Origin of the sequence: Microbulbifer elongatus (assembly GCF_020524885.1) — a bacterium.
Classification (GTDB): Bacteria; Pseudomonadota; Gammaproteobacteria; order Pseudomonadales; family Cellvibrionaceae; genus Microbulbifer; species Microbulbifer elongatus_A.
Genome location: NZ_JAIVKJ010000001.1, coordinates 759237 through 784342, shown reverse-complemented (window position 1 = coordinate 784342; position 25106 = coordinate 759237). Strand labels below are relative to the sequence as shown.

The following is a 25106-nucleotide window of genomic DNA, read 5'->3' as shown; positions in this document are numbered from 1 at the left end:
TGTAAAAAAAATGCCCCGGGAGTTCCGGGGCATTTTAACTTCGATCGAAGAGGAATATCAGGACTTGGGCTTGCGGAATCGCAGAGTCATGCGATCGCTTTCACCGATGGCCAGATACTTGTCCTTGTCTTCGTCACCAAGGCGCAGAGAAGGCGGCAGGGTCCAGACGCCTTTCGGATGATCCGCAGTGTCTTTGGGGTTTGCATTGATCTCGCTGGTTTCTTCCAGTTCGAATCCCGCCTTTTTCGCCAGGTCAATGACGTATTCCTGGGTCATGTAGCCGCTTTTCATCATATCTTCACGGCTGGTACCCGGCTTCGCGCGGTGCTCAACCACCCCCAGAACACCACCCGGCTTCAGCGCCTTGTAAAAGGTCTTGAACGCTGCCTGTTCGTCATTACCGCGCATCCAGTTGTGCACATTGCGGAAGGTCAATACTGCGTCTGCAGAACCTGCCGGCGCAATTTCGCTGTCGCCACCAGGTGCAAACTCGGTCAGTTTTACCGCACCGTAAGTGTCCTTCTCCTTCTTCAGCAGCTTTTCAAACCCTTCCCGCGAACGCTTGAAGTAACCGACCTCGGTATCTTTCGGGAAGTGTGCTGCGTAGAAGGTACCCTCTTCTTTCAGTGCAGGCGCGAGGATCTCGGTGTACCAACCGCCGCCCGGCCAGATCTCCACCACGGTCATTTCCGGCTTCACCTGGAAGAACGCCAGGGTCTCCGCCGGGTGACGGTACTTGTCCCGCGCGGCGTATTCAGGTGTGCGCTGCTCTCCTTCAATCGCCTTTTTCAAGGTGTCGGCCTGGGCAGCCCCCGCTGCCAGTGATACCGCACAGGCGGCGCCTGCCAGCCAATGAACCAGTTTCATCCTAATACCCTCTTGTTGATTTTCGTTCCTACGACCGGTGATTCAACACCGCCGCATGTTGCTTGTAAAGACTTCGACCATCGCGTCAAAGTTCCCTGGCTTCGTTGGGGAGATCTTTGCCCTGCGGGCACCACACTGGCTACAATTCAGCAATTAAACCGATTTAATAGCGCCAGTAAGTAAGGATGCCCTCATGCAACAGCACCTCGTGATCTCCATCATCAGTGACGACAAACCCGGTGTGGTGGAGATGCTCTCGGCCGCGGTGGCGGAAAATGGTGGTAACTGGGAAGACAGCCGGATGGCCCATTTTGCTGGCAAGTTTGCCGGTATTCTGCGGGTCAGTGTGGCCGCGGAGGACAGCGCGACGCTGAAAGACGCCCTGCAGAATCTTGCCGGGGATGACTTCAAGCTGCAGATTGAAGATGCGCTGGCAGTGGCTGCGGACAGTCGCCAGACGTTGCAGCTGAAGCTGGTGGGCAATGACCGCCCGGGTATCGTGAAGGAGATCTCCCGCGCGCTTGCGGCGCGCAAGATCAATATGGAGACCCTGGACACCCGCTACAGCAGCACTCCCTGGAGCGGCGAACCCCTGTTTTCCGCCGAGTGCACCATCAGTGTTGCGGAAGATGTCAGTATCGATGGCCTGCACGACGAGCTGGATGAAATCGCCGACGAGCTGGGAGTAGAGATCGACTGCGAAGAAACCTCCTCCGCGCTATAATCCCCGCCTTTTCAGCTTTGCCGCACTGGTCTCGTTCAGTGGCGGTGCCGCTAACGGGTATAGCCTTGTGAGACACGCCGTAAACCCATCCATGGGGGCTCTTCTGCGAGGTCCCTCTCGCAGAAGGTCTCACAAGGCTATACCCGCTACCGACACCTTCGCGTAAAGTTCCGTCGCCGATACGTTCGGCTTTAAGCGATTGACGTTGCAGCCATCATGTTCAAAATCGTGCTCTACCAGCCGGAAATTGCCCCCAATACCGGCAATATCATCCGCCTGTGTGCCAATACCGGTGCCGAGCTGCACCTGATCGAACCCCTGGGGTTCGCCATGGACGACAAGCGCCTGCGCCGGGCGGGGCTGGACTATGCGGAATACAGCCGCGTGGTGCGCCATCGGGACTGGGATGCATTCGTGGAGGCGGAGCAGCCAAAGCGGGTGCTGGCGCTTTCGACCAAGGGCAGCCGCCCGCACTCGGAAATCGAGTTCCGCGCGGACGACGCGATTGTGTTTGGCCCCGAGAGCCGCGGTCTGCCCGCGGAGTTTCTTGCCCAAACCGGCCCTGACCACACCCTGCGCATTCCCATGTGTGCAAACAGCCGTAGTATCAATCTTTCGAATGCTGCGGCCATTGTCATTTACGAAGCCTGGCGGCAGCTGGGCTATATCAATGCCCAAAGCTGAGTTAACCGCTCAAGGCTGAATCAACGCTAGTTAGTTTATGCGCGCACCTATCGGACTTTTTTACGGCTCCAGTACCTGCTACACCGAAATGGCGGCGGAGAAAATCCGCGATCGCCTCGGCGAGGAGTGGATCGATCTGCACAATGTGGCGGACGAGGATATCGCCCAGATGCAGGACTACGATTTTCTGATCCTAGGCATCCCTACCTGGGATTACGGCGAACTGCAGGAAGACTGGGAGAACTGCTGGGATCAGCTGGGACAACTGGACCTGAGTGGTAAAACCGTTGCCCTGTACGGGATGGGCGACCAGGAAGGCTACCCGCAATGGTATCAGGATGCCCTGGGCTACCTGCACGCGCAGGTGGTGGCGGTCGGCGCGAAGGCCGTTGGCTACTGGCCGGCGGAGGGTTACCAGTTTGAAGAGTCCAAAGGGTTAACGCCAGATGGCAGCCACTTTGTGGGTCTGGCGCTAGACGAGGAAAGCGAGTTCGACAAGAGTGACGAACGCCTCGACCAGTGGTGCGCACAGTTCATGCGCGAGTTCGGTCTCAAGTGAACAGCCTCTATGCCTGAGAAGAACTCACCCCCGGTTCACCACGCCAAACTGGAGTGGCGGGAAAATGGCCAGCCGGTATCCAGTGCGTTCGACGATATCTATTTTTCGACGGCTTCCGGGCTCGAGGAAACCCGCCACGTGTTTCTCGCCGAGAACCACTTGCCAGAACGCTGGGCAAATCTGGAACAAGGTACGCGTTTTACCATCGGTGAGACCGGCTTTGGCACGGGGCTCAATTTTCTTGCTGCGTGGCAGCTCTGGCTGCAGGTAGCGCCGGCGAAGTCGCAACTGCATTTTGTCAGTGTGGAGAAATTTCCACTGCACCCCCGGGATCTTGCGCGCGCACTGGGCATGTGGCCAGAGCTGGACGATCTCAGCCGGCAACTGATCGAACAGTATCCACAGCAACTTGCCCCGGGAGTACACCGGCTGAAATTTTCCGGTGGGGTTTACCTGACGCTGGTGATTGATGAGGCGAGTAGCGGTTTCGAGCGACTACTGCTGGACGACCCGGAGCGTGACAGCGCAATCGATGCCTGGTTTCTGGACGGGTTTGCCCCGTCTAAGAATCCGGAGATGTGGAGCGAGGAGCTGTTTCAGGCCATCGCCCGACTGAGCGCACCACAGGCTACTTTTGCCACCTTTACCTGCGCAGGTATCGTAAAGCGTGGGTTAAAGTCCGTCGGCTTTGAATTGCAGAAGGTGCCGGGGTTTGGCCGCAAGCGAGAAATGCTGCGCGGTGACTTTACTCGGGCATCGACCGACACTCCCCACGGGCACAAGACAACGCCCTGGCACTTGCCACCGTCGCAATGCCCAGAACAGAAACAGTCAATAAAATCTGTCGCCGTTGTCGGTGCTGGCATTGCCGGCGCGACCACTGCGCGGGCGCTGGCGGAACGCAACCTCAAGGTAACCGTATTCGAAAAGGGCGACGCCCCGGGAAGTGGCGCCTCGGGTAACGACCAGGGGATTCTTTACGCAAAGCTCTCACCGAAGCCCGGCCCCAACGGCGACTTCAACCTGCTGGCACTTCAGTACGCCCAGCGCTTTTACCCGGCAATCTGCCCGCAGGCGGTGCATTTCGATGGCCTGCTGCAACTGGCACAGACGGAAAAAGAACAGCAGCTGCAGCAGCAGATCGTCGAGCAACTGACACTGGACGGCGACTCCGCGCTCGCACAGCCCGTCACTGCCTCTGAGGCCAGTGCGCTCGCCGGTGTCCACCTTACAACTCCGGGACTACACTTCCCCCACGCCGGCTGGCTGCGTCCTCGTCAGGTATGCGCGAGCCTGCTGGATCACCCGAATATCGAAACGCGCTTTGACACCACTGTTAGCAGCGCCCATCTGATTGAAAAACGCTGGCAGCTGGACATTGCCGGCACCGCCGAGCCACTGGACTTTGATGCACTGATTCTCTGCACGGCCAACTTCAACCGTCAGTTTCCGCAAACCGCACCCCTGCCCCTGCAACCGATTCGTGGCCAGGTTTCATTTGCAGAAACCACGGCCGAATCGGAAAAACTGAAAATCGCCCTCTGTGCCGAAGGCTATATCGCCCCAGCCGATGGCAACAACGAGTCATCGAGCCACAGCTTCGGCGCCACGTTCAAGCTCAAACAGACAGACACCGAGATCCGCGGCGAGGAACACGAGGAAAACCTGCATACGCTGTCCTCACTACTCCCGGGTATCGCCGACTCCTTCTGCAACCAGCCACTCAAAGGGCGGGCAGCCCTGCGCGCCGCCACGCCGGACTACCTTCCCATGGCCGGCCCGGTGGCGGAGTGGACTCAACTGGAAAGCACCTACCACCCGCTGCGCAAAAACCGCAAGCAACTGATCGATCAACGGACCCCCTACCAGCCAGGCCTGTATGTGCTGGCCGGGCTCGGGTCGCGGGGATTCACCTACGCGCCGCTGGCGGCGGAGGTGCTGGCAGGATGGGTTACGGGAGAGGTAATGCCGGTGTCGGAGGAGCTGGTGAAGGCACTACACCCAATGCGCTTTGCGATTCGCGCACTGGGTAAGAACAGAGATCTTTAGCTTTTTATTTAGCTTCTTCGAGTACGGGTGGCACCAGTAGCGGTCCGCTGCCAGAACCGCAGGCAACGATGGATTTCATTGCCGCTTCCACGGTCACATGCGGCAGGATCTCTACGCACTCGGGCGGCAGGTGATAGACAAATCCGGACGTTGGTACCGGCGCCGTGGGCACATAGACGGTGTAATCCCCATTCGCATGCTGCGATGTCACAATCGCCGTCACCGACAGCGGATTACCGGCGCCATGAATACGTGCCCGCGCCACCGGCCCCGACAGCACCCCTTCACTGCCAGCACCGCCAATAAACTGCAGCACAAGATCCTTGATCGTGTTGTAGCCGGGCGCCAGTTTGCCCAGCCAGTGATCCAGGTGCTTGTGCGCCCAGCGACCCACACTGGTTTTCACCAGCAGGCCAATCACAAAGCACAGGCCGAGAATCAGCGCTATCACCACAAGTCGCGCGAAGTTATCCTTGAACTGGGTATGCGCCTGCATCCACTGGGTCGCCGGTGCCACCATTTCGCTGATCTGGCCAAACAGCCACTGGAACAACATCACGAAGATAGCGATGGGCAACACCACCGCCAGGCCACCGAGCAGGGTCAGGGTGACAAAGGTTTTTATTCTGGTCATAACTTACTGAACTGGAAACCGTTGAACAGGGAAAATTAACTATTATGGGCGCCGTACTGAAACCCCCACGCCGGCCGGCAACCGTTTTCATGGCAACGCTGCTGTTATGGTTCTGCAGCCACAGCCACGCCGTGGAGAAGGTGGAATACGAGCTGCTGGAGAGCAAAACCCGGCCAGCGGACCACTTTACCCAGGGGCTCTACTTTGACGGCGAGCGCTGGCTGGAAAGCAGCGGACGCTATGGCCACTCCTGGCTTGCGGAGTATACCGACCCGAGCAGCAATCCCGTAAGACGAAAATGGCTTGCGGGCAACCGCTTTGCGGAGGGGCTCGCGGTTCTCGAGGATAAACTGTACCTGTTGACCTACCGCGCCGGTGAAGTGCAGATCTACAACCGAGCAGATTTTACCCTGGACAAGGTGCTGCGTTACCGCGGGGAAGGCTGGGGGCTGACGACGGACGGCAAGCAGCTGATCATGAGCAATGGCAGTAACACTCTAACGTTCCGCGATCCTCAAACCTTCGAAGTTGTGCGCCAGGTCACCGTCAATGGCGGAGGGCAGAACTGGTCGCAGCTCAACGAGCTGGAATATGTGCACGGCCTGGTCTGGGCAAATATCTGGCAGGACTCCCGGATTATCGCCATCGATCCCGCGAGCGGAGAGGTACTAGGAGTCGTGGACGTAGAAAAGCTGCAGCGGGACAGCCTGCAAGGCCGCCGCCATATCGATGCCGTGGCCAATGGCATTGCCTGGGATCAAGCGCGCAATGGGCTCTGGGTAACAGGAAAGTTCTGGCCAAATCTCTATCTGATCCGACCGAAGGGGCTGGGCTTCGAGAAAGCGCACTAGCAGGTGCTACGCCGGCCCTTTGGCTATCACCCCTGCTCGGGCAAGATCAGTTCCGGTAATAATCGATCACCGTCAGGTAACCGCCGGTGCGAATGGACTCTAGCGCCGGTCCACGCACCTGTAACAGGTACCCCCGGTGCCGTCGCTCGACCGTCACTCCATCCATTTCCTCAGCACCATCGAACAGCATGGCGTGATCACCGCCCACACCGCGCCACTGGATGCCCTCGATATTGCGCATACCGGGCAGTTCAATGGTCACTGCCTGCAGATCGATCGGGAGTGCGCGCATTTCCATACGGGCGATACCGCTGGAGGTAGCGAGCGAATAGTTGAGCTGATTGGCGGGTGCCGGTTTCCAACCCAGATGAGTATCCGCGACCGCGGACTGGGCAAGATAGCGTGGATTGATCGGCTCGGGAGCCTGGGAGATACACCCGGCAAGCGATAAGAGCACTGCGGAGAGCGTACTCAGAAACAACACAGACCTCATTTCAGACTTCATTGTCATTGCGCGCATAGCTTTTCCCTGTCTATGTCTGCGGTGGGTGGATTATAGATCATTGTCACGAAAATAAGAGGCAAGATACGCCAAGAATTGGACCGTGGATCGTCGGTACCAGTTCGCCGCCACCACTCTCCCAAGGGTATACTCGCGCCCATGACAGACACACCCGCCCCCCAGAGTCCCCACTACATCCTCGAACACACGTTCGGCTACACCGGCTTCCGCGGTGACCAACAGGCCATTATCGACACACTGGTGGCGGGAGAAGACGCACTGGTACTGATGCCCACCGGTGGCGGTAAATCCCTGTGCTACCAGATCCCCGCCCTCGCCCGCTCGGGCTGCGGCATCGTGATTTCCCCGCTTATCGCCCTGATGCAGGACCAGGTGGAGGCGCTGCGCGCCGCGGGTGTCTCCGCGGCCTTTCTGAATTCCTCACTGGATTTCCGCACTGCGCAGGAAATTGAAGAACAGCTGCTGCGCGGAGATCTGGAGCTGCTGTACCTGGCCCCTGAGCGCCTGTTGCAGCCGCGCACCCTGGACCTGCTTATGCAGGCACCTATATCCCTGTTTGCCATCGACGAGGCCCACTGCGTGAGTCAGTGGGGCCACGACTTCCGCGCGGACTACCTGCAGCTCTCCTGCCTGCACCAGCGCTTCCCCGATGTGCCACGGGTCGCCCTCACCGCCACTGCGGACCAGCGCACCCGACAGGAAATTGCCCAGCGCCTGGACCTGGGCGAAGCCAGACACTTTATCAGCAGTTTTGACCGCCCGAACATTCAGTACCGCATTGCCCCCAAGAACAACCCCAAACACCAGCTGCTCCAGTTCCTGACCACGGAACAGCAGGGCCATGCCGGGGTTATCTACTGTCTGTCGCGCAACAAGGTGGAATCCACCGCGCTGTGGCTACAGCAACAGGGCTTCAACGCGCTGCCTTACCACGCCGGCCTCTCCGCAGAAGTGCGCGCCGAGCACCAGCGCCGCTTCCTGCGCGAAGAAGGCGTGGTCATGGTGGCCACCATCGCTTTCGGCATGGGGATCGACAAGCCGGATGTGCGCTTTGTCGCCCATCTGGACCTGCCCAAAAGTATCGAGGCGTACTATCAGGAGACCGGCCGCGCCGGTCGCGATGGCGAGCCGGCGACTGCACTGCTGCTCTACGGGCTGGAAGATGTGGTCAAGCTCAGCCAGATGGCCGCCACCTCCGAGGGCAGCGATGAACACAAACGCCAGGAGCGACAGCGGCTCGACGCCATGCTGGGGCTGTGCGAGATCACCAGTTGTCGCCGCCGTGCACTGTTGCGGTACTTCAATGAAGAGCTGGGAGCGGACTGCGGCAATTGCGACACCTGCCTGGAACCACCCGCCACCTGGGATGCCAGCGAGGCCTCGCGCAAGCTGATGTCATGCATCTACCGCACAGGCCAGCGCTTTGGTGCCGCCCACGTGATCGATGTGTTGCGCGGTGGGGATACGGAAAAAATCCGCCAGTTCAACCACAACCAGCTCTCTACCTATGGTATCGGCACCGACTTCAGCAGCAACGAATGGCGCGCAGTTGTCCGACAACTGGTGGTGCGCGGCTACCTGCGAGTAAATACCGAGGCTTTCAATGCCCTGCAACTTACCGAGCAGTGCCGACCCGTGCTGCGCGGCGAGGAGAGCCTGCAGCTGCGCACCCTGCCCAAAGCTCCGGCGAAGTCGGCCAAGGGCGGGGGCGAGTCCCGCTCCCGAACGCCGGTGGAGATCGTCGATGCCGACCTTCCCCTGTGGGACGCTCTGCGCGCACTGCGCAAGACCCTGGCCGAAGAGCGCGGGGTGCCGCCCTATGTGGTATTCCACGACGCGACCCTGCGGGAAATGCTCACGGCGCGCCCGCGCAACGAATCGGAGATGCTGGCGATCTCCGGAATTGGCGACAGCAAGCTGGCCCGTTTCGGGGCGCCGTTTCTGGATCTGCTGCGGGGATTCGATGGAGAGACCGCGTGACCGCCATTCAGAGTCTTACATAGCCACAACGAGCGTGCAGAATGACGAGCTCAAGGAAGGCAACGGCATGGACAATAACAACAACGATATCGGCCCAGTGGTCACCCGCGCACAGCTAGAGGAAATCGAGGGTCATATCGCCAAAGCAATGGCTAAATAAATTAAACGGAACCGGCTAACCACCCGTCGGCTTTGTTGCTATAGGGCCCCGTTTTTGACCTTTGAGTTTTGACCTCTGATAACCTGCCCGCTGTGCAAGGCCCGTTGCTAGAATCGCTGACAATCGAATTTCCCGATTTTTCCGCGGCTGACCACTGATACATATCCCGGTCTCCTCGGCCGTGATCTCATCACCAAGTGCCATTTTAAATACCAATGAAAAAAATAATTCTGACCACCCTAGCCTCCCTTGTCGGCCTGCTACTGGTACTTGCACTGCTCGCACCGATGCTGCTCGGGTTTTCCGTCACCCAACTGAACAGCGCGGTGCGCGTTGCCACCGGTATGGGGGCCAAGCTTGCCTGTTCCGGACACTATGTTTCGGGGTTCGATGCAGCGCGCAACCTGGACGACCTGGCATCCTACTCCCCCGCAAACCGACTGCTGGACCTCGAGTATGGCAACCAACGCGTCACCGCCAGCCTGCTGGGCATGGGGGAGCGCAGCGCGACCTTCCGCCCGGGACTCGGTTGCACCCTGGATATCGGCGACACCACAGCGCTCGATAAAGTCACCGCGGCTCGTGCGGAAGACATGGCTGAAGAGCAGGCAAAAGATTGGCCTGCGGGCTCAGCTGCACCGGATATCGATGCACAACTGCAGCGAACCCTCGACGAGATGCTGACGAAAGACAATCAGGCCGGGCTCAATACCCGTGCCCTACTGGTGGTAAGAGATGGAAAGCTGGTCGCGGAGTCCTACAGCGACGGCGTTACCGCAAACACCCAGCTACTCGGCTGGTCCATGGGCAAAAGCCTGACGGCAATGATGGTGGGCCGGCTACAAGCATTGCAACCACAACTGGAAGTCGCCACGCCACTGTTTCCCCAGTGGTCTGACGAGCGCAACCTTCTCACCCTGGAGCACCTGCTGCAGATGTCTTCCGGGCTCGACTTCGACGAGACTTACGCACCGGGCAGCGACGCTACCCGCATGCTGTTCAATGCCCACAGCGCATCGGACATAGCCCTGCAAAGCCCACTGGCGCACACGCCCGGTGAGCACTTTTCCTACTCCTCGGGCACTACCAACCTGTTGGCGCGCTGGCTCTACGAGCAACTGGGAGCAACGCCGCAGGCCAATGTGGACTTTTTCCAGCAGCAGATTCTCGCCCCCCTCGGAATGCATCACACCACGTTCGAGATGGACGCCAGCGGCGTTTTCGTGGGTAGCTCCTACATCTACGCCTCCGCCCGCGACTGGGCCCGTCTCGGCCTACTGATGCTGAACGATGGCCAGTGGAATGGCGAACGCCTGCTGCCGGAAGGCTGGGTTAGCGCGGCGAGCAGCCCCAACCAGAGTGAAAACGACCCCGCCTACGGCTACCAGTTCTGGCTAAACCACGGTGGTGAAACTGCGCGTTTCCCAGAGTTACCAGAGGACAGCTACTTTATGCTGGGCAACCGCAAACAGGTGGTAATGATCTCGCCTTCAACAAACACGGTGGTTGTTCGCCTGGGATGGAGCGCGGGAGACTACCCAACCGGCGAGAATTTCGCGCAGCTGCTGCCAAAGAGCTGACATTTGAAAATAGCCCGGCAGCGGTGCCGCTGCCGGGCTATCTCATTGATCTCACTGTTAATCTCACTACCTCGGCAGCTGCTGCTCAATCACCTGCACCGCCTGCTCAGAAATACCCAGCTTCTCGGCCAGAGTCTCCAGATACTGCTTTTCCTGGGCATTATCGGGATTGATGGTCATTGCCGACACTAGATACAGGTTGAATGCGGTCGCCGGGTCGTCCGCGGCCGATACGACCTCATCCATGCTCACCGGCTGCGTCAGAAAGGCTCGGAATTCATCCAGTGTGGCGGACTCCAATTGCCCCTCCAGTGCCTGCAGGATATTGCGCTGCTCCGCCTCATCGATTTTTCCATCTGCCTGTGCCGCGGCCACCATCGCCTTGAGCATGGCATCCGCCTGCCCCTCATCCCCCTCGGTATCGCCGTCCACGGTGTTCACAAAGCCGAATAGACCGCCCTTCCCACGGGCCGATGGGTTCTGCCAGTTCCCGGGGCTGCTCTGCGGCCCTTGTGGCCCCTGCTGCCCGAACTTACCGCCCGCGCGACCAAAGATCTGCCCGAGAATATCCCCCAGGCCACCACCGGCACCAGCACCCAGGCCACCGCCCCCGCCGGTTGCACCGCCAGGGGACTGCTGCATCTGCGAGAAAATCCGGCGGGCGATTTCCATTAGCACTGCTGCACCCCCAGCACCCGCACCGGCGGGAACTGCGCCGCCAAAAACGTCGCCGCCGGGAGCCTGACCTCCAGCATTGCCGCCAGGGCTCAGGCCACCGGGTTGGCCGGCGCGCGCGAGAATATCATCCAGGCTGGGACCGCCGGCACCGCCCTGCTGCTCCGGAGGCGGTACCTTGCTGAAATCTGGCCGCTGAAAATCCGGTGGCGGCGTACCGGGAGACGGGGCCGGCTGTTGGCGGATTTTCTTGTTGAGCATCGACATGCCCGCACCAATCAGGGCACCCAGGAGCAGCTTCTTGTTCATAGATTCACGGCCTCTGCCAGATTCAGAATCAGAGCAAACTGTAGAGTCCCGAATCTGCCCCCACCAGCAGGGAACTTACCAATCATCACTGCAAGGCAGCGCTATAGTCGTTACAATCGCCACCAAATTCACACCGCTCGCGGCGGACTGAACCGTACCGAATTTGAAGGAAGCCCATGATTCTTGCCTTTCTCGCGATACTTGCCGGATTTGTCCTGCTTATGTGGAGCGCCGACCGCTTCGTCGACGGCGCCGCTGCCACCGCCAAACATGCCGGCATGCCTTCGCTGCTGATCGGCATGGTGATCGTCGGTTTCGGCACGTCTGCGCCGGAAATGGTGGTATCCGCCATGGCGGCACTGGATGGGAGCCCCGGGCTGGCGTTGGGTAATGCCTACGGTTCCAACATTGCCAATACGGGCCTGATTCTCGGCGCCACGGCCATCGTTATCCCGCTCACCGTTAACAGTAAGATCATCCGCAAAGAGCTTCCGCTACTGCTCGCCCTCACCTGCGTAACTGCCGCCTTTTTCTGGAACGGTGGCCTCAGTCGCCTGGAGTCCGTCATCCTGCTAGCGGGCTTCTTTGGCCTGATTGGCTGGTCGATTTACTCCGCGTTGCGCGGCAAGGGCGATGTCATCGAGGGAGAATTCGACAGCGAACTGGAAGAGCACGCGATGCCCCTTGGCAAGGCGCTGTTCTGGGTTGTGGCGGGCCTGATCCTGCTGGTTGTGAGTTCACGCATACTGGTATGGGGCGCCGTCACCATTGCCCATCAATTGGGGGTCAGTGACCTGATTATTGGTCTCACCATTGTTGCACTCGGCACCTCACTGCCTGAACTGGCCGCCACCGTGGCCGCCGCGCGCAAAGGCGAACACGATATTGCCATTGGCAATGTGGTTGGCTCAAACATGTTCAACCTGCTGGCGGTAGTGGGGATCGCAGGTGCCATCGCGCCCATGCCTTCGGTACCACCAGAGCTCATCAGCCGCGACTGGCCGATGGTAATGGGACTGACGATCGCCCTGTTTATCTTCGGTTACGGATTCCGCAAACCTCACGGGCGCATCAACCGTTTTGAAGGCGCCGCTTTACTGGCCGCCTACCTGGCGTATACCGGTTACCTGATTTACGAAATCACCGATGCGGCACTGTAGGCATCGCGTCCTTACGTCAAAACTAGCGACATTCCGTCAAGGTTAGCGCCGTTCCAAGCGGCGGACGCGAGCACGGAGCTGCTCGATCTCTTCCAGTAGCTCCAGTGCCAGCGCCGCTCCGGCGTGATTCACTCCCAGGTCCCGCTCCAGGCGCACCACGCGCCTGACGCGCCGTACACAGATTCCGCTGAACATCATCGGACCAGCAGCGCGATACGGCTCAATCACGCCCTCTTCCATCAGCGCCATCACCTGCTCCGCGGAAAGAGAGCAGGCGATGCACAGTTCGCGCAATGTAAGCTGGCTGCTCTCATCCAGCACCACCGCAGGTTGCTCATTTTCAGGCGACATCTTGCTCTCCGTTTCGCACTCCGTTTCGCTCTCAGTTTCTCTCTGCGTACCACGTTTCCGCTTTACGCATGGCCGGAATCGGCGCGCGGGTCAAATGTGAAGGCATCGCGGAAGGCTGTATAAGCGGCCCGCTCTGCATCGGTATTTGCCGGCGGCGTCACCACATCCACCACCACGTAGAGATCGCCGGGCACTTTCGCCGGCAAGCCGCGGCCCTTGAGTCGCAGCTTGCTGCCACTTTTACTGTTGGCCGGCAGTGTCAGGTTGACCAGGCCATCCGGCGTTCGCACCGGCACCTTGCCACCCAGAGCTGCCTCCCAGGGTGCAACAGGAAGATCCAGATAGACGGTTTTCCCCTCGGTGCTAAATCGTGTGTGTCGGTTAAAGACAATTTCCAGGAAAAGGTCCCCGGGCTTACCTTCCCCCATCCCCGGCTCACCCTGGCCGGCCAGGCGAATCTGCTGCCCCTCGGTGACGCCTTTTGGAATAGTCACATTCAATTTGCGCTCTTTCACTACCGGGCGGCCGTCTGCCCCCAGCTCAGAGTGCTTGAGCGTAATTTGACGTTTCCTGCCGGTATAACTGTCTTCAATATCAATGGCGATCCGCGCATAGGTGTTTTGTCCATGCGCATGGAATTGTCGACGGCCCCGATGGAAACCACCTTGGGTAAATCCACCACGCCCGAACAGGCTCTCAAAAAAATCACTGAAGGCTTCCGGATCTGCCTCGGTATAACCGCCACCGTGAAACTCAAAGCCCTGATCCCAATCCGGCGGTGGCTTGAAGTCCTGACCACTATTCCAATTGCTGCCAAGCTGATCATAGGCGGCACGCTTCTCCGGATCCTTCAAAACCTCATAGGCTTCATTCACCTCTTTGAAGCGGTCTTCAGCATTGTCTTCCTTGCTTACATCGGGGTGATATTTGCGCGCGAGCTTGCGATAGGCTCGCTTGATTTCATCCTGCGGAGCACTGCGCTCCACGCCGAGGATCTGGTAATAATCGCGGTATTCCATGGAAACCAATTACGCCTTGAAACGCCTGTCCGCTATTAATGAAAAAGGCACCCGAGGGTGCCTTTCCGTTCATCCTTGAACGCTACTTTTCAATCTCACAAGTCGATTAGAAAGAGTAGCCAACGCCCAGGTTGAACACCCATGGGCTGAAGTCCACATCATTTACTGTCGCGCGGCGGGTAAGCGATGGGTCGCTAGAGCGCGCATCCTTGTAGTACACATTGAAGTCGGTGTCTGTATCGATATACAGAACCGCAGCGTTTACCAGGAACGCGCTTTCACGACCAAAGCGGAAATCCACACCGATCTGACCGGTGAAGCCCCAGGAATGTCCAAGGCCAAAGTGTGCGTCGGTAGCGAGCACATCATTGTCGATCAGCAAGTCGTTGTAGCGACGTGAGAAGCCTTCATCGCTAAAGTCGGTATAGTTCACCCCGATACCAACATAAGGCTGACCCAGGCAGTCGCGGCTCAGGGGATACCAGTTCAGGTACGCATTGGAGTACGACGCCTCGAAGCTGCCAATATCGTAACCATCGATGTCATAGATAACGTCATCAACGCGAACCCGATCCAGCTCCATATCATGATCGGTCGCACCGATATACATCAGTTCCACACCCCAGTGCTCTACTGGCAGCCAGGCACCGGAGATATTCCAGGTAGTATCGCTGTCGATATCGAAATCTTCTTTGATCCAACCATCATTAAGACGCAGGTTATCATCACTGTCATCCGGGTCCACCCAGCTGGCGCCCACACGGACAACAAAATCACCATCACTCAGCCAGTCGGCAGATGCTTGTTGAGCACCAACCATTGCGGCAAAAGCGATTGCAAGCGGTGTCAGAACGCGTGTCTTTTTCATTGAGAACTCCATCGTATTCGGCAAATTAAACAGCAATTAACCCAATCACTGTCAGTTTAGACACGGACACAACCAGCTGTAGAAAAAACAACCAAAAAAAATCTTTAACCGTGGAACTTTTGCACAATATTGACGCCACACACTTCCATTAAAGTAATTTTCGCGCCAGACGTAAAAATCAGCGTCAGTTATGCGCACTGGAAAAATGAAAATATAAGCGCCAAAAAGGTGCCTTCAAACGCCAAACTTTTCCACAGAAGATAATTTCAGTGCCACGTCTGTGGAAAACTCTTCGCGAGAAAATTCAAATAGGATAATTTCCGTCAGTCATTCAGACGACATTCAGGTCAGAAAAGAAGGGTCAGGAAGGAAGAAGGAAAGAAGGGAACGAAACGTAAAGAAAAGTTAGGGCGAGAAATTCACTCGCCCTAATCTCTGGCATCACCAGTTCAGTGACGAGGGAAGTCGTGGAGAAGAGAGCAATCTGGAGAACTTCTGCCAGCGTGCATCGCTCGTCTCGGCACCGTTTTCCACATATTGTTTCACCAAGGCTTTGCCCCAGTTGTAATTGATCACGTAGGCGCCGTAGGTATCCACAAAGCGCACCCGCTGCGCGGCCTTCTCCGGGCTCATGGCAGTGTACTTCTGGAATCGGGCGACAGCCTCGTCACGATCGATTTTGCCATCGATATATTCCCTCGCGACGATGTTTTCTGCGAACTTCAGCTGTGCCAGTAGTGACAGCACACGCTGATACTTCTCCGCCGTTGACGAATCGAGACCAGCGAGGGGATACAGCGTCTCCTGCTCGAAGCGGGTTTTCTCTCCCCCGGGAAAAGCGAGCTCGATGCCGTAGTTGGCACTGCCCTCTGCAATCAGTGACTGGGGGCTGAACAGAGGGTAAACGCTGTACTCAGGCCACCCCTGATCCTTCACCAGCTTCTGCTCGAGCAGCGCGTTGTAGGTGTGGTGCCCCGGATAGCCCTCGTGACAGCCAAGGTCTACCGCGCGATCAATATAAATGGGTAACTCGGAATTGATCTGGATCAGGCTGTGGGCATTGCCCTGATACCAGTTGTAGCCACTCCAGGGCTTGTCCTGCACGTACTCAAGTTCAAAGCTCTCGTTCGCCGGTAACGCCATATGCGCCAGAGTACGCTTCTTGCATTCTTCGATGGCCGCATTGAATACGGGTGCCAGCTTGTCTTCCGGTATCCGGTACTGCTGCTGGAATTTTTGTACCCGAAGGTGCAGCGGCTCGTTGCCAGGTAGTTCCTGCTCCAGCTGGGCCAGCACCGGGTCAAACTCGGCGTATTCCTGCACAGGTGGCTCGGTATCGTACAGAGCCTTGGCCTCCCGCTGGAAATCGCGAAAACTGGCATCGGCGATATGATGGGCGTGGGCGGCCACCGCTTTCAGCTGGGTTTTAAGGTAATGCTGGCGCAGGGTGTGCAGGTCGCTCGCCGGCTCAATATCCTGTGGCAACTTACTCAGTAACATTTCTGCCCGGCTGGCGAGCTCTGCCGGAGAGGCGGCATCCGCTTCGGCTTCTGTCTTCCACTCCGCTGGGCCGTAGTAGGCATCCACGTAACTTTTATCGTGGTTACCCAGCGTCAGCACTAGACGGACGTATTCCTGAGCGACCTGGTCCAGTGCCGGGTCGACATCGGCTTTTTGCGCTTCCGACGCAGAGGGCGTATCCGTCCCGGATTGCTGCTCTTTAGACTCCTCCTCAGGTGATTTACGCCCGTCACACCCGGTCAGCGTCGACACGATCAATGCAGCAAGCAGAACAATGCCTGGAACTTTTGATAATTTATTATTCATATGATTCCCTGAAGGTTCTATCAAGATTCCTTAATAGCTCCCGATAGCGGCTAAGTAATGGCTAAGTAATGGCTAAGTAATGGCCAAGTAGTGGCCAAGTAGCAGCTAAGTAATCGCTGCCGGCGGACTAGCTCTTTTCAAGCTCCTTCTGCCAGAAGCGCTGCATTTTCAAAAACAGGAAGGAGGCGGTCCAGGTGATCAGTACCAGCCCGGTGAGCGCCTCCAGTCCCACGGTGAAACGCAGGTCACCGTGGGGCTCGATATCTCCGAGCCCGAGAGAGGTATAGGTCGTAAATGAAAAGTAGACACAATCCTGCAGAGTTCCCGTGAAGTTCCCCTCGAGCGTACCGAAGTACGGCGAGTGATACATATAAAAGTACCCTATCGCGAACAACCAGATCTCCGCGTTGTGCGCAACCAGCGCGCCGAATACACCGATCAGCACACCTACATTGCGCCGTACGTTGAGCTTCCGCCCTAACCAGAATAGAAAATTCAGCGCTTCGTGATGAATCACTACCGCCACAGCAACCAGCAGCGAATTGATCAGAATTGCCAAGAGCATATCTAGCGCCGTTTCTTGAAAAAGTCCCGGACCAGGGCGCCGGCGTCTTCTGCCAGTACGCCCCCCTCCACTTCGATCTTGTGATTGAAGAATGTTTTCTCCGCCAGCTGAAGCTGGCTAACCACTACGCCCGCGCGGGGTTCAGCAGCACCGTATACGAGGCGTGCTATGCGCGCGTGTATCAGGGTTCCAAAACACATGGTACAGGGTTCAATGGTCACGTACAGGGTAGCACCGGGCAAACGGTAGTTCCCCTGGTGCGCTGCCGCCGCACGCAGCGCCTTTACTTCTGCATGGGCACTTGGATCAGATGCAGAAATTGGCTGATTAAAACCCTCGCCGATCACTTCGCCATCAAGCACCACCAGTGCACCCACTGGCACTTCACCGAGCTCGGCCCCTTTGGCAGCCAGCGCCAGTGCCTGCTGCATAAACATGTAGTCACGCGGCGTTGCCACTTGTTAATCCTGCCCTTCGTTCTTTTGGTATACACGCAACAGAAAATCCGCTTCCAGCGTCAACGTTTCCTGTTGTTCCAGCGCCTCGCGGGCTTCCGCGCGCCCTTTCCAGGCGAACGGTGTCATAGCCAGAAAGTCTCGTACCTGAGCATTGGATTTTATGCTCAGGGGAAACTCGCAACGCAATTCGCTCACCGGAGCCAAACCTTGCACCGCTTCGGGTGACTCGTGCCGCTGCGGATGATCGTACAGACGGCTTTTAAGACTCCAGAGATGTTCTGGCCCAGGGGAAACGTCCACCAGGACACCACCGGGCTTCAGTACCCGCCGGAGTTCTTCGGCCGGTCCTGGCGCAAACACGCGCAACACGGCGTTCACACTACTGGCGGCCACCGGGAGGTGGTAATTGCTCGCCACGGCAAAATGCGCTTGTGGTTGTTTTTTTGCCGCCAGCCGCACGCCGGCCTTGGCAATATCCACTCCAAATACATGCGCTGGAGGCCAGCCATGCTCTACTAGCCTTCGCGCATACCAGCCTTCTCCGCAGCCTACGTCGAGTACAGGTGCTGGTCCTGCAGAAAGACTCTGTAGCTGCGCGCCAATCGCATCCGCCAGCGGGCCGTAGTGCCCCGCTTCGAGAAAACGCCGGCGAGCGTTGAGCATTTCAGCAGAATCCCCCGGCTCACGGCTGCGTTTTTGATTAACCGGCAGAAGATTGACGTACCCCTCTTTGGCACAATCAAAACTATGGCCATTGGCGCAGCGCCAGGTTCGCTCCGCTAACTCAAGAGACTCTCTGCAATGGGGGCACTGCCAGATCATGCGCTTTCGCTGATTTCCTGATGTTTGTGTAGCGCGGGTTTGGCGAGAATCATTTCAGCCGCTTTTTCCGCAATGGCGATCACCGGCGCATTGGTATTGCCGCTGATCAGGGTGGGCATTATGGAGGCATCCACCACACGCAGTCCATCCACACCGCGCACACGCAGTTCGCTGTCGACCACGGCCATGTCATCCCGCCCCATTTTGCAGGTACCAACAGGGTGATAGATAGACTCTGCTTTTTGCTGAATAAAATTAGTAATGGCTTCCTTACTGGTCAGCGATTGCTCGGGTAGCCACCAGCGTTTTTGCAATTTTTTCAGTTCAGGCTGCTCGATAATTTCTCTCGCCATTTCAAATCCCTCCACCAGCACCTGGAGATCCTCTGGATCGGAAAGATAATTTGGCTGAATTGCGGGCAGCGCCTTGGGATCCCGAGACACCAGGGAAATACTGCCGCGACTTTTTGGCCGCAGTGCGCAGGCGTGCAGCGAATAGCCGTTACCCGGTTTTTTATTGAACCCGTGATCGAATAGAGGCACCGCGCTCAGGTGAAATTGAATATCCGGGTACTCCCCGGCCAGACTGGAACTGGCAAACCCTCCTGCCTCCGCCACATTGTTGGTCAGCATGCCCCGATTCAAGAACAGGTATTCTGGAAGTCGCAGCGCTGCCTTGAACTTCGGCCATAGGGCATCGTTAAACCCGACCGCCCGGTTGGTTTCTACTACTTGGGTAATATCCAGGTGGTCCTGAAGATTCTGTCCCACGCCGGGCAAGTGGCACTGGGGAACAATCCCCAGTTTCTTCAACTCACCCTCGGGCCCCACCCCCGACAGCATCAACAACTGTGGGGACTGGATCGCGCCCGCGCACAAAATCACTTCTTTGTTGGCAACAATGCGATGACCATTGCGCAGAGTTACGGCGCACACACGGTCGCCTTTAAATTCGAGCTGTGCGGCGGGCGCACTGGTAAAAATGCTTAGGTTGGGGCGGTTTTTGACCGGGTGGAGATAGGCAGTAGCCGCCGAGCAACGCCGGCCAAATTTCTGCGTAACCTGGTAAAAGCCGACGCCATTCTGGTGGTGCCCGTTAAAATCGTGATTGGCGCGATGGCCCGCCTGCCGTGCGGCACTCACAAATGCCTCACCGGCAGCAGACTTCCATTTGAGATCGGAAACTGCCAGCGGGCCGTAACCACTGTGATAGGCATCACTGCCACGCTGATTGCCTTCGGCGAGCAGAAAATACGGCAGCATGCCAGCCCACCCCCAGCCTGGGTTTCCCGCGCTCTCCCAGGCGTCATAATCACCCGGATTTCCGCGCGTGTAGATCATGGCATTGATGGCGCTACTGCCACCCAACACACGGCCGCGCGGCCAGAAAAGGCGCCGGTTCTCAAGATTCGGCTGGGGCTCGGTATAGTGATGCAGATTGAAACGTTTGCCCGGTACCAGATATCCGATTCCCACGGGCATCTGGATCAGCAGGTTGTGATCGGAGGGGCCAGACTCCAGAAGGCAGACCCGATTCTGCTCGTCCGCACTCAAGCGATTGGCGAGTACGCACCCAGCGGACCCCCCGCCGATAATCACGTAGTCGTATACCTTGCTTCTCGCCATGGCCCTCTCCCTTGTAAAAATTATGTTTTTTCGAAAATGGCAACACCGGTACCGGGTATGCAATGCTCAATCTAACACCGAATCCCGGCGATAGAGCGCGAACAGCGCGGTAATACACTGGTAATTCCGAAATCCGTGAGAGATTCGCACACACTTGCCGGTAACTGCTCCAGCAATTGTAGACATGCGCGGCGAGGTACTTGCGGCGGGCGGTCGACCGTGCGAGCCCGGATAGCAAGAAATAGAAAGTACAAAGAGGAAAGCGAGGGAGATAGTGACCAAAAGGTCAAGATGAGGGGGACGAGTCGGCACCCAAAATCGGGCGCCCGATAGACGGGCACCCGGTACTCTGGATTTAACTTAGAGGGTTTAACTTAGAGGGGTTAACTTAGAGGGCTACCCTTGCGTCCAGTGCTACCGGTCGCCCGGCGCGCTCGCCATCAGCACTACGTGCGCGGATAGACTGTACCGCTTCCGGCGCCACGGCTTCGCCGAGTGGCTGCCAGATTTCTCCATTGAAATACTCAACAGTCAGCCCGGGGTACGGCAGTGCCGCTTTTATATGGTCGCCCTCAATCACTGCACCGGGAACCGGCACCCGATAACCGATACCCGCACGATCCAGCTTGAGCAGCTCTTTCTGCCCCAGTGCTGCGGAGAAGCCCACCCAGTCTTTCGCCAGGGCCTGCTTGTCGACAAAAGTGGTTTCGCCAGAGAACGTCTGCCCTTCTTTAATCGGAAGTTCCCACGAGGCCTGATGCCAGGCGCGCTCCGCCAGGGCCAGTAGGCGTGGGAACACCTGATACTCCACCGCTTCGTCGGTGCGCACCACTTCACTCCACAGCTGCCCCTGGATACCACGCACACTGTCGGCAAACTCCGCGGACGGAGAGGTCGCGTCCCAGCTGTGGCCATCGCGGTTGGGGTACAGCTCCGCTAACTGCGCTGTATTCAGCGGTGCGTAGCTGAAGGTTTTACGGGTATCGGTATAGCGAGACGCCCAGTAGTAACCGCGCTCTTTCGGATCTACCTCCTGAGGCATATCGAAGTAGAGATAATCGGAGTGCGATTGCACCAGGTCAAAACCTGTCTCGGCGAAATGCGTGCTTTCATTACCACCACCCCAGAACAAAGGCGCCCAGGAATTGACATAATTGTGCTCGGTGGCCAGCTCATCACCGGCGTTACTGATTTTCTTCACACCGTCGTTCCAGGCAGCCATGGTGGGAATGCCAGCATCGGCCACCAACTTGCTCACTCGCTTGGCGTAGAGTTCGCCCAGCTCATCAATGGCCTCTACTTCACCGCTGGCGATCAGCGCTTTGCACTGGGGAGACTTGCTCCACGGCTTATCGCGTTTTTCGGCACCGACGTCACCCTTATCGGGATTTTCACCGGGGCCCACTTCAAATGCGTCCGAGGCGAGAATATTTACGGCTTCATCGCCACCGAAGTGCCAGCTTTTCAGCGGGTGTCCAGCGGTGTGATGCATGGTTTTGACTTCGCTGATCAGCTTGCCCACGAAGTTATAGGTGGAGTCCATACAGGGGTTGATATAACTGTCGTTATAGAACTGCACCGACAGGTACTGGGTATCATCCTGCGGGTCGATCAGGCGATAGGCCTCAGCGGCCGCCAGATCTGAGTCCTTCAGCTTACGATAGCGAGCCTCCATCGCTACCACCGCGGCGCGCGCATGCGCGGGCATATCAAACTCCGGCACCACTTCAATCTGGCGGTCGGCGGCGTAACGCAGGATTTCTACATAGTCATCAACGCTGTAATAACCGCTGCCGAAATTGTTCGCATGTGGCCCTGAACCCAGCTGGGGCAGCAGGCAACGATTTTCATCCAGATCAAAACAGCGCTGGCTGCCGATTTCCGTCAGTTCCGGCAGGCCCGGTATTTCCAGCCGCCATCCCTCATCGTCCGACAGGTGGAAGTGAAAGCGGTTGAGCTTGTACGCAGCCATCTGGTCCAAAAGCTTCAGCACCACCTCCTTGCTGTGGAAGTTGCGCCCCACATCCAGGAAAAAGCCGCGGTGCGGAAAGCGCGGGGCATCCTCAACCACAGCCTGCGGCAGGCTGTTACTCTGCAGATCTACCAGCGCCAGCAGTGACTGAACGCCATAAAAAGCGCCACTCTGGTCCGCGCCGCTTACTTCTGCACCTTTCCGACCAACGGAAAGGCGATAGGCACCCTCGGGCTGCCCCGGAAAGGCAGCGGCATTTACAGTGACGGATACCGCGTAAGCTTCAGAGCCGGTGGCCGCCAGCCCCAGCGTTTCGATCCGCTGCTGCAGAGCAGTCACACTGCCCTCCGCCAGGTCTTCCGCCTGAATAGTCACGCCCTGTGCCAGTTTCACCGGCATACCCTTGGTGAGCTTCATCGAAGCGGGCTTGGGGATAATCCGGCTACGCCAGTCGCTACCCTCATCGGCAACCAGCTCCGCGTCTGCAGTAAATTGCGTGAACCGGCTCGCAGCCGTAGCCAGGGTGTTGGCGTCATCGGCCGCCCGTTTCCAGTTGTCTGGGTCGTTCTTGGTAATCGGCAACACGATATCGCTCAGATCATCCGTATCCGTAGACTGGATGACATGTGCCTCTCCCTCAGCGTCCACAACAAACAGACGCGGCTGGAAATCGGACTCAAACTGCATCCAGCTCTCTGCCAGGAAGTCCAGCGGCAGCGTCTCGCCAGCGGCGATACCGGCAAACTTTTCCGTCGGGACCAGGCGGTGCAAGTCCCCATTTACCCGCTCCAGGGTGAAGGCGTCACTGTTCAGCAGTGCCAGCGAGCGGCGCACACTGTGGAAGTAGAGCGTCCAGTCGCGCTCGTCAGCACCAATGGCAGGGCCGTTATTGATCAGGCTGATCCGGTAAGTGGAACACGTCGCCCCGCTGCCGCCAGCGTTCTTGCACTGGGCCCGCAGATCCGCATTTGCGCCCTGAAAATTGATCAGCACTTCCTGGGTTACATCAAAATTGGCGGCAATACGCGCCGGCGCTGCCCCGGCGCCCGCAGCAGATTGGGCAGGGCTGGCAGACTCCGGATCTGCACAGGATGCAATAAAGGCGGATAGCGCCAGGCTGGCAAAGAGGGGGAGTCGTTTCATCGATCTTCTCTTTATAAGTGGAAGCACCGTGTACTGATGCCAATAGTGTTCTTATGTGTCACTCCGGAAATTCACAATCCGGTCGGTGATCCACCATAGCGAAAAAGACAGCGCTGTCAACAAGCGGGAGGATAATCTCTGTTTCCGTCAACTTGATCGATGATTCGGGCGACCATTTGTGCGCCACCAGTCATATGACTGCTGAACCAGTTTTCCCGTTAACGATCCAATACCGGAACGACTAGACAAAGTTTTTATAAGGCGGATTGCGACTCAATGGTTTTGGTCTTAAAAAACATTGGCGGGTTCCGCCCTGCAGGCCCCGCAGACTGGGCAAAACTCTAGATATCCAGTAACTGCGGGCCCCACAGAAACATGACTACAAGCAACAATGAAGTCAGACATGTCGTTGGAAAAACACCGGAAATTGTGAGATACAACAGTTTATAAAGGGTGAGCCATAATAAATTCAGACGCTGTTCATCAGCTTTCTGAGCCAGTAAAACGCCCGGGGTGGAAAAATGGAAACTTGCAGTACTCGGTTTCGTTCCAACAAGCGCCTAGTATCCAGCCTGCCGGCTGCGATCGTGTTCGTGCTATTGCCTGCTTCCGCCCCCCTGCTTGCCGACGACATCTTCATTCCCGACTCCACCAGCGCCCTGAATCTTCAGGCTGACAACGCCTTTTTCATTGATAGCGCCTTTGGCATGGACAACCAGGCCCTGTTCGAATCAGCCGAAAACCTGCGCAACAACTCTATGGGCATGGTGCACCGTCGCCTGAACCACCAGTGGCTGGAGCAACACACCCGCCCGGAAGAGACCCAGAACGTGACCGGTGGCCGCGCAGTGAATGAGATCCTGAAGATGGGCTTCAAGACCTATATGGAACAGCACAAGCGCAGTAAACAACATCCGCTGTTGCGCTACACCAATAGCGGTGGCCGCCTGAACAATGCGCTCGACTATGACTTCCGTCTGTCGGATGACAAGTTCAAGATTTCTATACAGTACGAGTTCTGATCCACTCCAGCGAAATATCGGATCACCGTCCTGAAGAACCGCAAGGGGGCTATGGCCCCCTTTTTACCACCTTTAGCCCCCTACTCACTCTCCCCGGCCCCTGCACCTTTTTGCTAGAATCGCCGCCAGTTCTTACCGGCGGAGATACCCGTGCCCGAAACAGTCAAGACTCCCACCCAATTCAACCAGCTTCCCCACGCCCGTGTGTTGCCTCGGCTGATGGCCCTGGTCTATGACATTCTGATCGTCGCTGGACTGTGGATGGTGTACGGATTTTTCGCCTTGCTCGTCGCCACCACCTTCGGCGGCCTGCACTGCCAGCCGGAGCATATCGACTACACCCCCTGCGTGGGCGGCCCCCTCTATCAGCTCGGTCTGCTTCTGGTTACTGCGGGCTATTTTTTCTGGTCCTGGCGCGCAGCCGGCCAGACCATTGGCATGCGCGCCTGGCGGCTGATGGTGGCGAACAACAATGGCGTACAGCTGAGCTGGTACCAGTGTTTTATCCGCGCCCTTGTAGGACCAATTTCTGTGGGTTGTTTCTTTCTGGGGTTTGTGTGGGGTTACTTCCGCACGGATGGCGCCAGCTGGCACGATCTGGCATCGGACTCGGAAGTGCGACGACTGCCGAAGAAAAAGAAAGAGAAGAAGCTCTGATTCCGGGCGAATGCAGATGCGC

24 protein-coding genes are annotated in these 25106 nt (G+C 57.7%); 11 read left to right on the top strand and 13 right to left on the bottom strand.

Annotated elements, in window-relative coordinates; translation table 11 throughout:
• Positions 1-57 precede the first annotated feature (57 nt).
• Entirely contained in the window at positions 58-867 is an 810-nt protein-coding gene (locus tag LC059_RS03225; protein WP_226702384.1) for a class I SAM-dependent methyltransferase, read from the bottom strand.
• 193 nt (positions 868-1060) lie between these two features.
• On the opposite strand from LC059_RS03225, the gene LC059_RS03220 reads away from it, so the two are divergent.
• The 4 genes from LC059_RS03220 (at position 1061) to mnmC (ending at position 4883) form a co-directional block, all read left to right on the top strand.
• On the top strand, positions 1061-1591 hold the full coding sequence (locus LC059_RS03220) for a glycine cleavage system protein R (protein ID WP_226702383.1): 531 nt from the start codon (positions 1061-1063) through the stop codon (positions 1589-1591).
• A 216-nt stretch (positions 1592-1807) separates the two neighbouring features.
• Positions 1808-2275 (top strand): tRNA (uridine(34)/cytosine(34)/5-carboxymethylaminomethyluridine(34)-2'-O)-methyltransferase TrmL, encoded by a 468-nt coding sequence (trmL, locus tag LC059_RS03215; RefSeq protein WP_226702382.1) that lies wholly within the window; start codon positions 1808-1810, stop codon positions 2273-2275.
• 37 nt (positions 2276-2312) lie between these two features.
• On the top strand, positions 2313-2834 hold the full coding sequence (fldB, locus tag LC059_RS03210; protein ID WP_226702381.1) for a flavodoxin FldB: 522 nt from the start codon (positions 2313-2315) through the stop codon (positions 2832-2834).
• Between the two features lie 9 nt (positions 2835-2843).
• Complete coding sequence (gene mnmC, locus LC059_RS03205; protein WP_226702380.1) at positions 2844-4883, top strand: bifunctional tRNA (5-methylaminomethyl-2-thiouridine)(34)-methyltransferase MnmD/FAD-dependent 5-carboxymethylaminomethyl-2-thiouridine(34) oxidoreductase MnmC; 2040 nt, start codon at positions 2844-2846, stop codon at positions 4881-4883.
• A gap of 4 nt (positions 4884-4887) precedes the next feature.
• Here mnmC and LC059_RS03200 read toward each other — a convergent pair whose 3' ends face one another.
• The gene (locus LC059_RS03200; RefSeq protein ID WP_226702379.1) at positions 4888-5517 is read right to left on the bottom strand and encodes a DUF502 domain-containing protein; all 630 of its coding nucleotides are present in this window, start codon (positions 5515-5517) and stop codon (positions 4888-4890) included.
• A gap of 44 nt (positions 5518-5561) precedes the next feature.
• Here LC059_RS03200 and LC059_RS03195 point away from each other — a divergent pair, with 44 nt between their 5' ends.
• Entirely contained in the window at positions 5562-6368 is an 807-nt protein-coding gene (locus LC059_RS03195) for a glutaminyl-peptide cyclotransferase (RefSeq protein ID WP_226702378.1), read from the top strand.
• Positions 6369-6414: 46 nt separating this feature from the next.
• Here LC059_RS03195 and LC059_RS03190 read toward each other — a convergent pair whose 3' ends face one another.
• Positions 6415-6852: a hypothetical protein gene (locus LC059_RS03190; protein ID WP_226702377.1), complete on the bottom strand. Its 438-nt coding sequence runs from the start codon at positions 6850-6852 to the stop codon at positions 6415-6417.
• Between the two features lie 177 nt (positions 6853-7029).
• Here LC059_RS03190 and recQ point away from each other — a divergent pair, with 177 nt between their 5' ends.
• From recQ to LC059_RS03175, 3 genes are all read left to right on the top strand, one after another.
• Entirely contained in the window at positions 7030-8871 is a 1842-nt protein-coding gene (gene recQ / locus LC059_RS03185) for a DNA helicase RecQ (RefSeq protein WP_226702376.1), read from the top strand.
• Positions 8855-9031 (top strand): hypothetical protein, encoded by a 177-nt coding sequence (locus LC059_RS03180; RefSeq protein WP_226702375.1) that lies wholly within the window; start codon positions 8855-8857, stop codon positions 9029-9031. Before recQ ends, LC059_RS03180 begins: the two co-directional genes overlap by 17 nt.
• A 215-nt stretch (positions 9032-9246) precedes the next feature.
• Complete coding sequence (locus tag LC059_RS03175) at positions 9247-10611, top strand: serine hydrolase domain-containing protein (RefSeq protein WP_226702374.1); 1365 nt, start codon at positions 9247-9249, stop codon at positions 10609-10611.
• A 66-nt stretch (positions 10612-10677) separates the two neighbouring features.
• On the opposite strand, the gene LC059_RS03170 is transcribed toward LC059_RS03175, so the two are convergent.
• Positions 10678-11595, bottom strand: a complete 918-nt coding sequence (locus LC059_RS03170; RefSeq protein WP_226702373.1) for a DUF533 domain-containing protein — start codon at positions 11593-11595, stop codon at positions 10678-10680.
• 176 nt (positions 11596-11771) lie between these two features.
• Here LC059_RS03170 and LC059_RS03165 point away from each other — a divergent pair, with 176 nt between their 5' ends.
• Complete coding sequence (locus LC059_RS03165) at positions 11772-12755, top strand: calcium/sodium antiporter (protein ID WP_226702372.1); 984 nt, start codon at positions 11772-11774, stop codon at positions 12753-12755.
• Between the two features lie 42 nt (positions 12756-12797).
• On the opposite strand, the gene LC059_RS03160 is transcribed toward LC059_RS03165, so the two are convergent.
• The 9 genes from LC059_RS03160 to LC059_RS03120 form a co-directional block, all read right to left on the bottom strand.
• Positions 12798-13106, bottom strand: coding sequence for a chaperone modulator CbpM (locus tag LC059_RS03160; RefSeq protein WP_226702371.1), 309 nt, complete (start codon positions 13104-13106; stop codon positions 12798-12800).
• Positions 13107-13168: 62 nt separating this feature from the next.
• Positions 13169-14125 (bottom strand): DnaJ C-terminal domain-containing protein, encoded by a 957-nt coding sequence (locus LC059_RS03155; protein ID WP_226702370.1) that lies wholly within the window; start codon positions 14123-14125, stop codon positions 13169-13171.
• 106 nt (positions 14126-14231) lie between these two features.
• Positions 14232-14993, bottom strand: a complete 762-nt coding sequence (locus LC059_RS03150; RefSeq protein ID WP_226702369.1) for an OmpW/AlkL family protein — start codon at positions 14991-14993, stop codon at positions 14232-14234.
• A gap of 441 nt (positions 14994-15434) precedes the next feature.
• The gene (locus tag LC059_RS03145) at positions 15435-16820 is read right to left on the bottom strand and encodes a hypothetical protein (protein ID WP_226702368.1); all 1386 of its coding nucleotides are present in this window, start codon (positions 16818-16820) and stop codon (positions 15435-15437) included.
• Positions 16821-16947: 127 nt separating this feature from the next.
• Positions 16948-17385 carry a potassium channel family protein gene (locus LC059_RS03140; RefSeq protein ID WP_226702367.1) on the bottom strand — a complete coding sequence of 146 codons (438 nt, stop codon included), beginning with the start codon at positions 17383-17385 and terminating at the stop codon, positions 16948-16950.
• Between the two features lie 2 nt (positions 17386-17387).
• A complete protein-coding gene (gene tadA / locus LC059_RS03135) occupies positions 17388-17822 on the bottom strand; it encodes a tRNA adenosine(34) deaminase TadA (RefSeq protein WP_226703178.1) in 435 nt (144 codons plus the stop codon).
• A gap of 24 nt (positions 17823-17846) precedes the next feature.
• Positions 17847-18665 carry a 23S rRNA (guanine(745)-N(1))-methyltransferase gene (gene rlmA / locus LC059_RS03130; protein WP_226702366.1) on the bottom strand — a complete coding sequence of 273 codons (819 nt, stop codon included), beginning with the start codon at positions 18663-18665 and terminating at the stop codon, positions 17847-17849.
• The gene (locus LC059_RS03125) at positions 18662-20290 is read right to left on the bottom strand and encodes a GMC family oxidoreductase (RefSeq protein ID WP_226702365.1); all 1629 of its coding nucleotides are present in this window, start codon (positions 20288-20290) and stop codon (positions 18662-18664) included. Before LC059_RS03125 ends, rlmA begins: the two co-directional genes overlap by 4 nt.
• A gap of 388 nt (positions 20291-20678) precedes the next feature.
• On the bottom strand, positions 20679-23405 hold the full coding sequence (locus LC059_RS03120; protein WP_226702364.1) for a family 20 glycosylhydrolase: 2727 nt from the start codon (positions 23403-23405) through the stop codon (positions 20679-20681).
• A gap of 521 nt (positions 23406-23926) precedes the next feature.
• On the opposite strand from LC059_RS03120, the gene LC059_RS03115 reads away from it, so the two are divergent.
• Entirely contained in the window at positions 23927-24427 is a 501-nt protein-coding gene (locus tag LC059_RS03115; protein ID WP_226702363.1) for a hypothetical protein, read from the top strand.
• Between the two features lie 150 nt (positions 24428-24577).
• On the top strand, positions 24578-25084 hold the full coding sequence (locus LC059_RS03110; RefSeq protein WP_226702362.1) for an RDD family protein: 507 nt from the start codon (positions 24578-24580) through the stop codon (positions 25082-25084).
• Positions 25085-25106: the final 22 nt, after the last annotated feature.

What these genes read in the sequence shown, in the direction of transcription:
- LC059_RS03225 (WP_226702384.1), bottom strand. Translation starts at nt 867, where the DNA reads ATGAAACTGGTTCATTGGCTGGCAGGCGCCGCCTGTGCGGTATCACTG.
- LC059_RS03220 (WP_226702383.1), top strand. Translation starts at nt 1,061, where the DNA reads ATGCAACAGCACCTCGTGATCTCCATCATCAGTGACGACAAACCCGGT.
- trmL (WP_226702382.1), top strand. Translation starts at nt 1,808, where the DNA reads ATGTTCAAAATCGTGCTCTACCAGCCGGAAATTGCCCCCAATACCGGC.
- fldB (WP_226702381.1), top strand. Translation starts at nt 2,313, where the DNA reads ATGCGCGCACCTATCGGACTTTTTTACGGCTCCAGTACCTGCTACACC.
- mnmC (WP_226702380.1), top strand. Translation starts at nt 2,844, where the DNA reads ATGCCTGAGAAGAACTCACCCCCGGTTCACCACGCCAAACTGGAGTGG.
- LC059_RS03200 (WP_226702379.1), bottom strand. Translation starts at nt 5,517, where the DNA reads ATGACCAGAATAAAAACCTTTGTCACCCTGACCCTGCTCGGTGGCCTG.
- LC059_RS03195 (WP_226702378.1), top strand. Translation starts at nt 5,562, where the DNA reads ATGGGCGCCGTACTGAAACCCCCACGCCGGCCGGCAACCGTTTTCATG.
- recQ (WP_226702376.1), top strand. Translation starts at nt 7,030, where the DNA reads ATGACAGACACACCCGCCCCCCAGAGTCCCCACTACATCCTCGAACAC.
- LC059_RS03180 (WP_226702375.1), top strand. Translation starts at nt 8,855, where the DNA reads ATGGAGAGACCGCGTGACCGCCATTCAGAGTCTTACATAGCCACAACG.
- LC059_RS03175 (WP_226702374.1), top strand. Translation starts at nt 9,247, where the DNA reads ATGAAAAAAATAATTCTGACCACCCTAGCCTCCCTTGTCGGCCTGCTA.
- LC059_RS03170 (WP_226702373.1), bottom strand. Translation starts at nt 11,595, where the DNA reads ATGAACAAGAAGCTGCTCCTGGGTGCCCTGATTGGTGCGGGCATGTCG.
- LC059_RS03165 (WP_226702372.1), top strand. Translation starts at nt 11,772, where the DNA reads ATGATTCTTGCCTTTCTCGCGATACTTGCCGGATTTGTCCTGCTTATG.
- LC059_RS03160 (WP_226702371.1), bottom strand. Translation starts at nt 13,106, where the DNA reads ATGTCGCCTGAAAATGAGCAACCTGCGGTGGTGCTGGATGAGAGCAGC.
- LC059_RS03155 (WP_226702370.1), bottom strand. Translation starts at nt 14,125, where the DNA reads ATGGAATACCGCGATTATTACCAGATCCTCGGCGTGGAGCGCAGTGCT.
- LC059_RS03150 (WP_226702369.1), bottom strand. Translation starts at nt 14,993, where the DNA reads ATGAAAAAGACACGCGTTCTGACACCGCTTGCAATCGCTTTTGCCGCA.
- LC059_RS03145 (WP_226702368.1), bottom strand. Translation starts at nt 16,820, where the DNA reads ATGAATAATAAATTATCAAAAGTTCCAGGCATTGTTCTGCTTGCTGCA.
- LC059_RS03140 (WP_226702367.1), bottom strand. Translation starts at nt 17,385, where the DNA reads ATGCTCTTGGCAATTCTGATCAATTCGCTGCTGGTTGCTGTGGCGGTA.
- tadA (WP_226703178.1), bottom strand. Translation starts at nt 17,822, where the DNA reads ATGTTTATGCAGCAGGCACTGGCGCTGGCTGCCAAAGGGGCCGAGCTC.
- rlmA (WP_226702366.1), bottom strand. Translation starts at nt 18,665, where the DNA reads ATGATCTGGCAGTGCCCCCATTGCAGAGAGTCTCTTGAGTTAGCGGAG.
- LC059_RS03125 (WP_226702365.1), bottom strand. Translation starts at nt 20,290, where the DNA reads ATGGCGAGAAGCAAGGTATACGACTACGTGATTATCGGCGGGGGGTCC.
- LC059_RS03120 (WP_226702364.1), bottom strand. Translation starts at nt 23,405, where the DNA reads ATGAAACGACTCCCCCTCTTTGCCAGCCTGGCGCTATCCGCCTTTATT.
- LC059_RS03115 (WP_226702363.1), top strand. Translation starts at nt 23,927, where the DNA reads ATGGAAACTTGCAGTACTCGGTTTCGTTCCAACAAGCGCCTAGTATCC.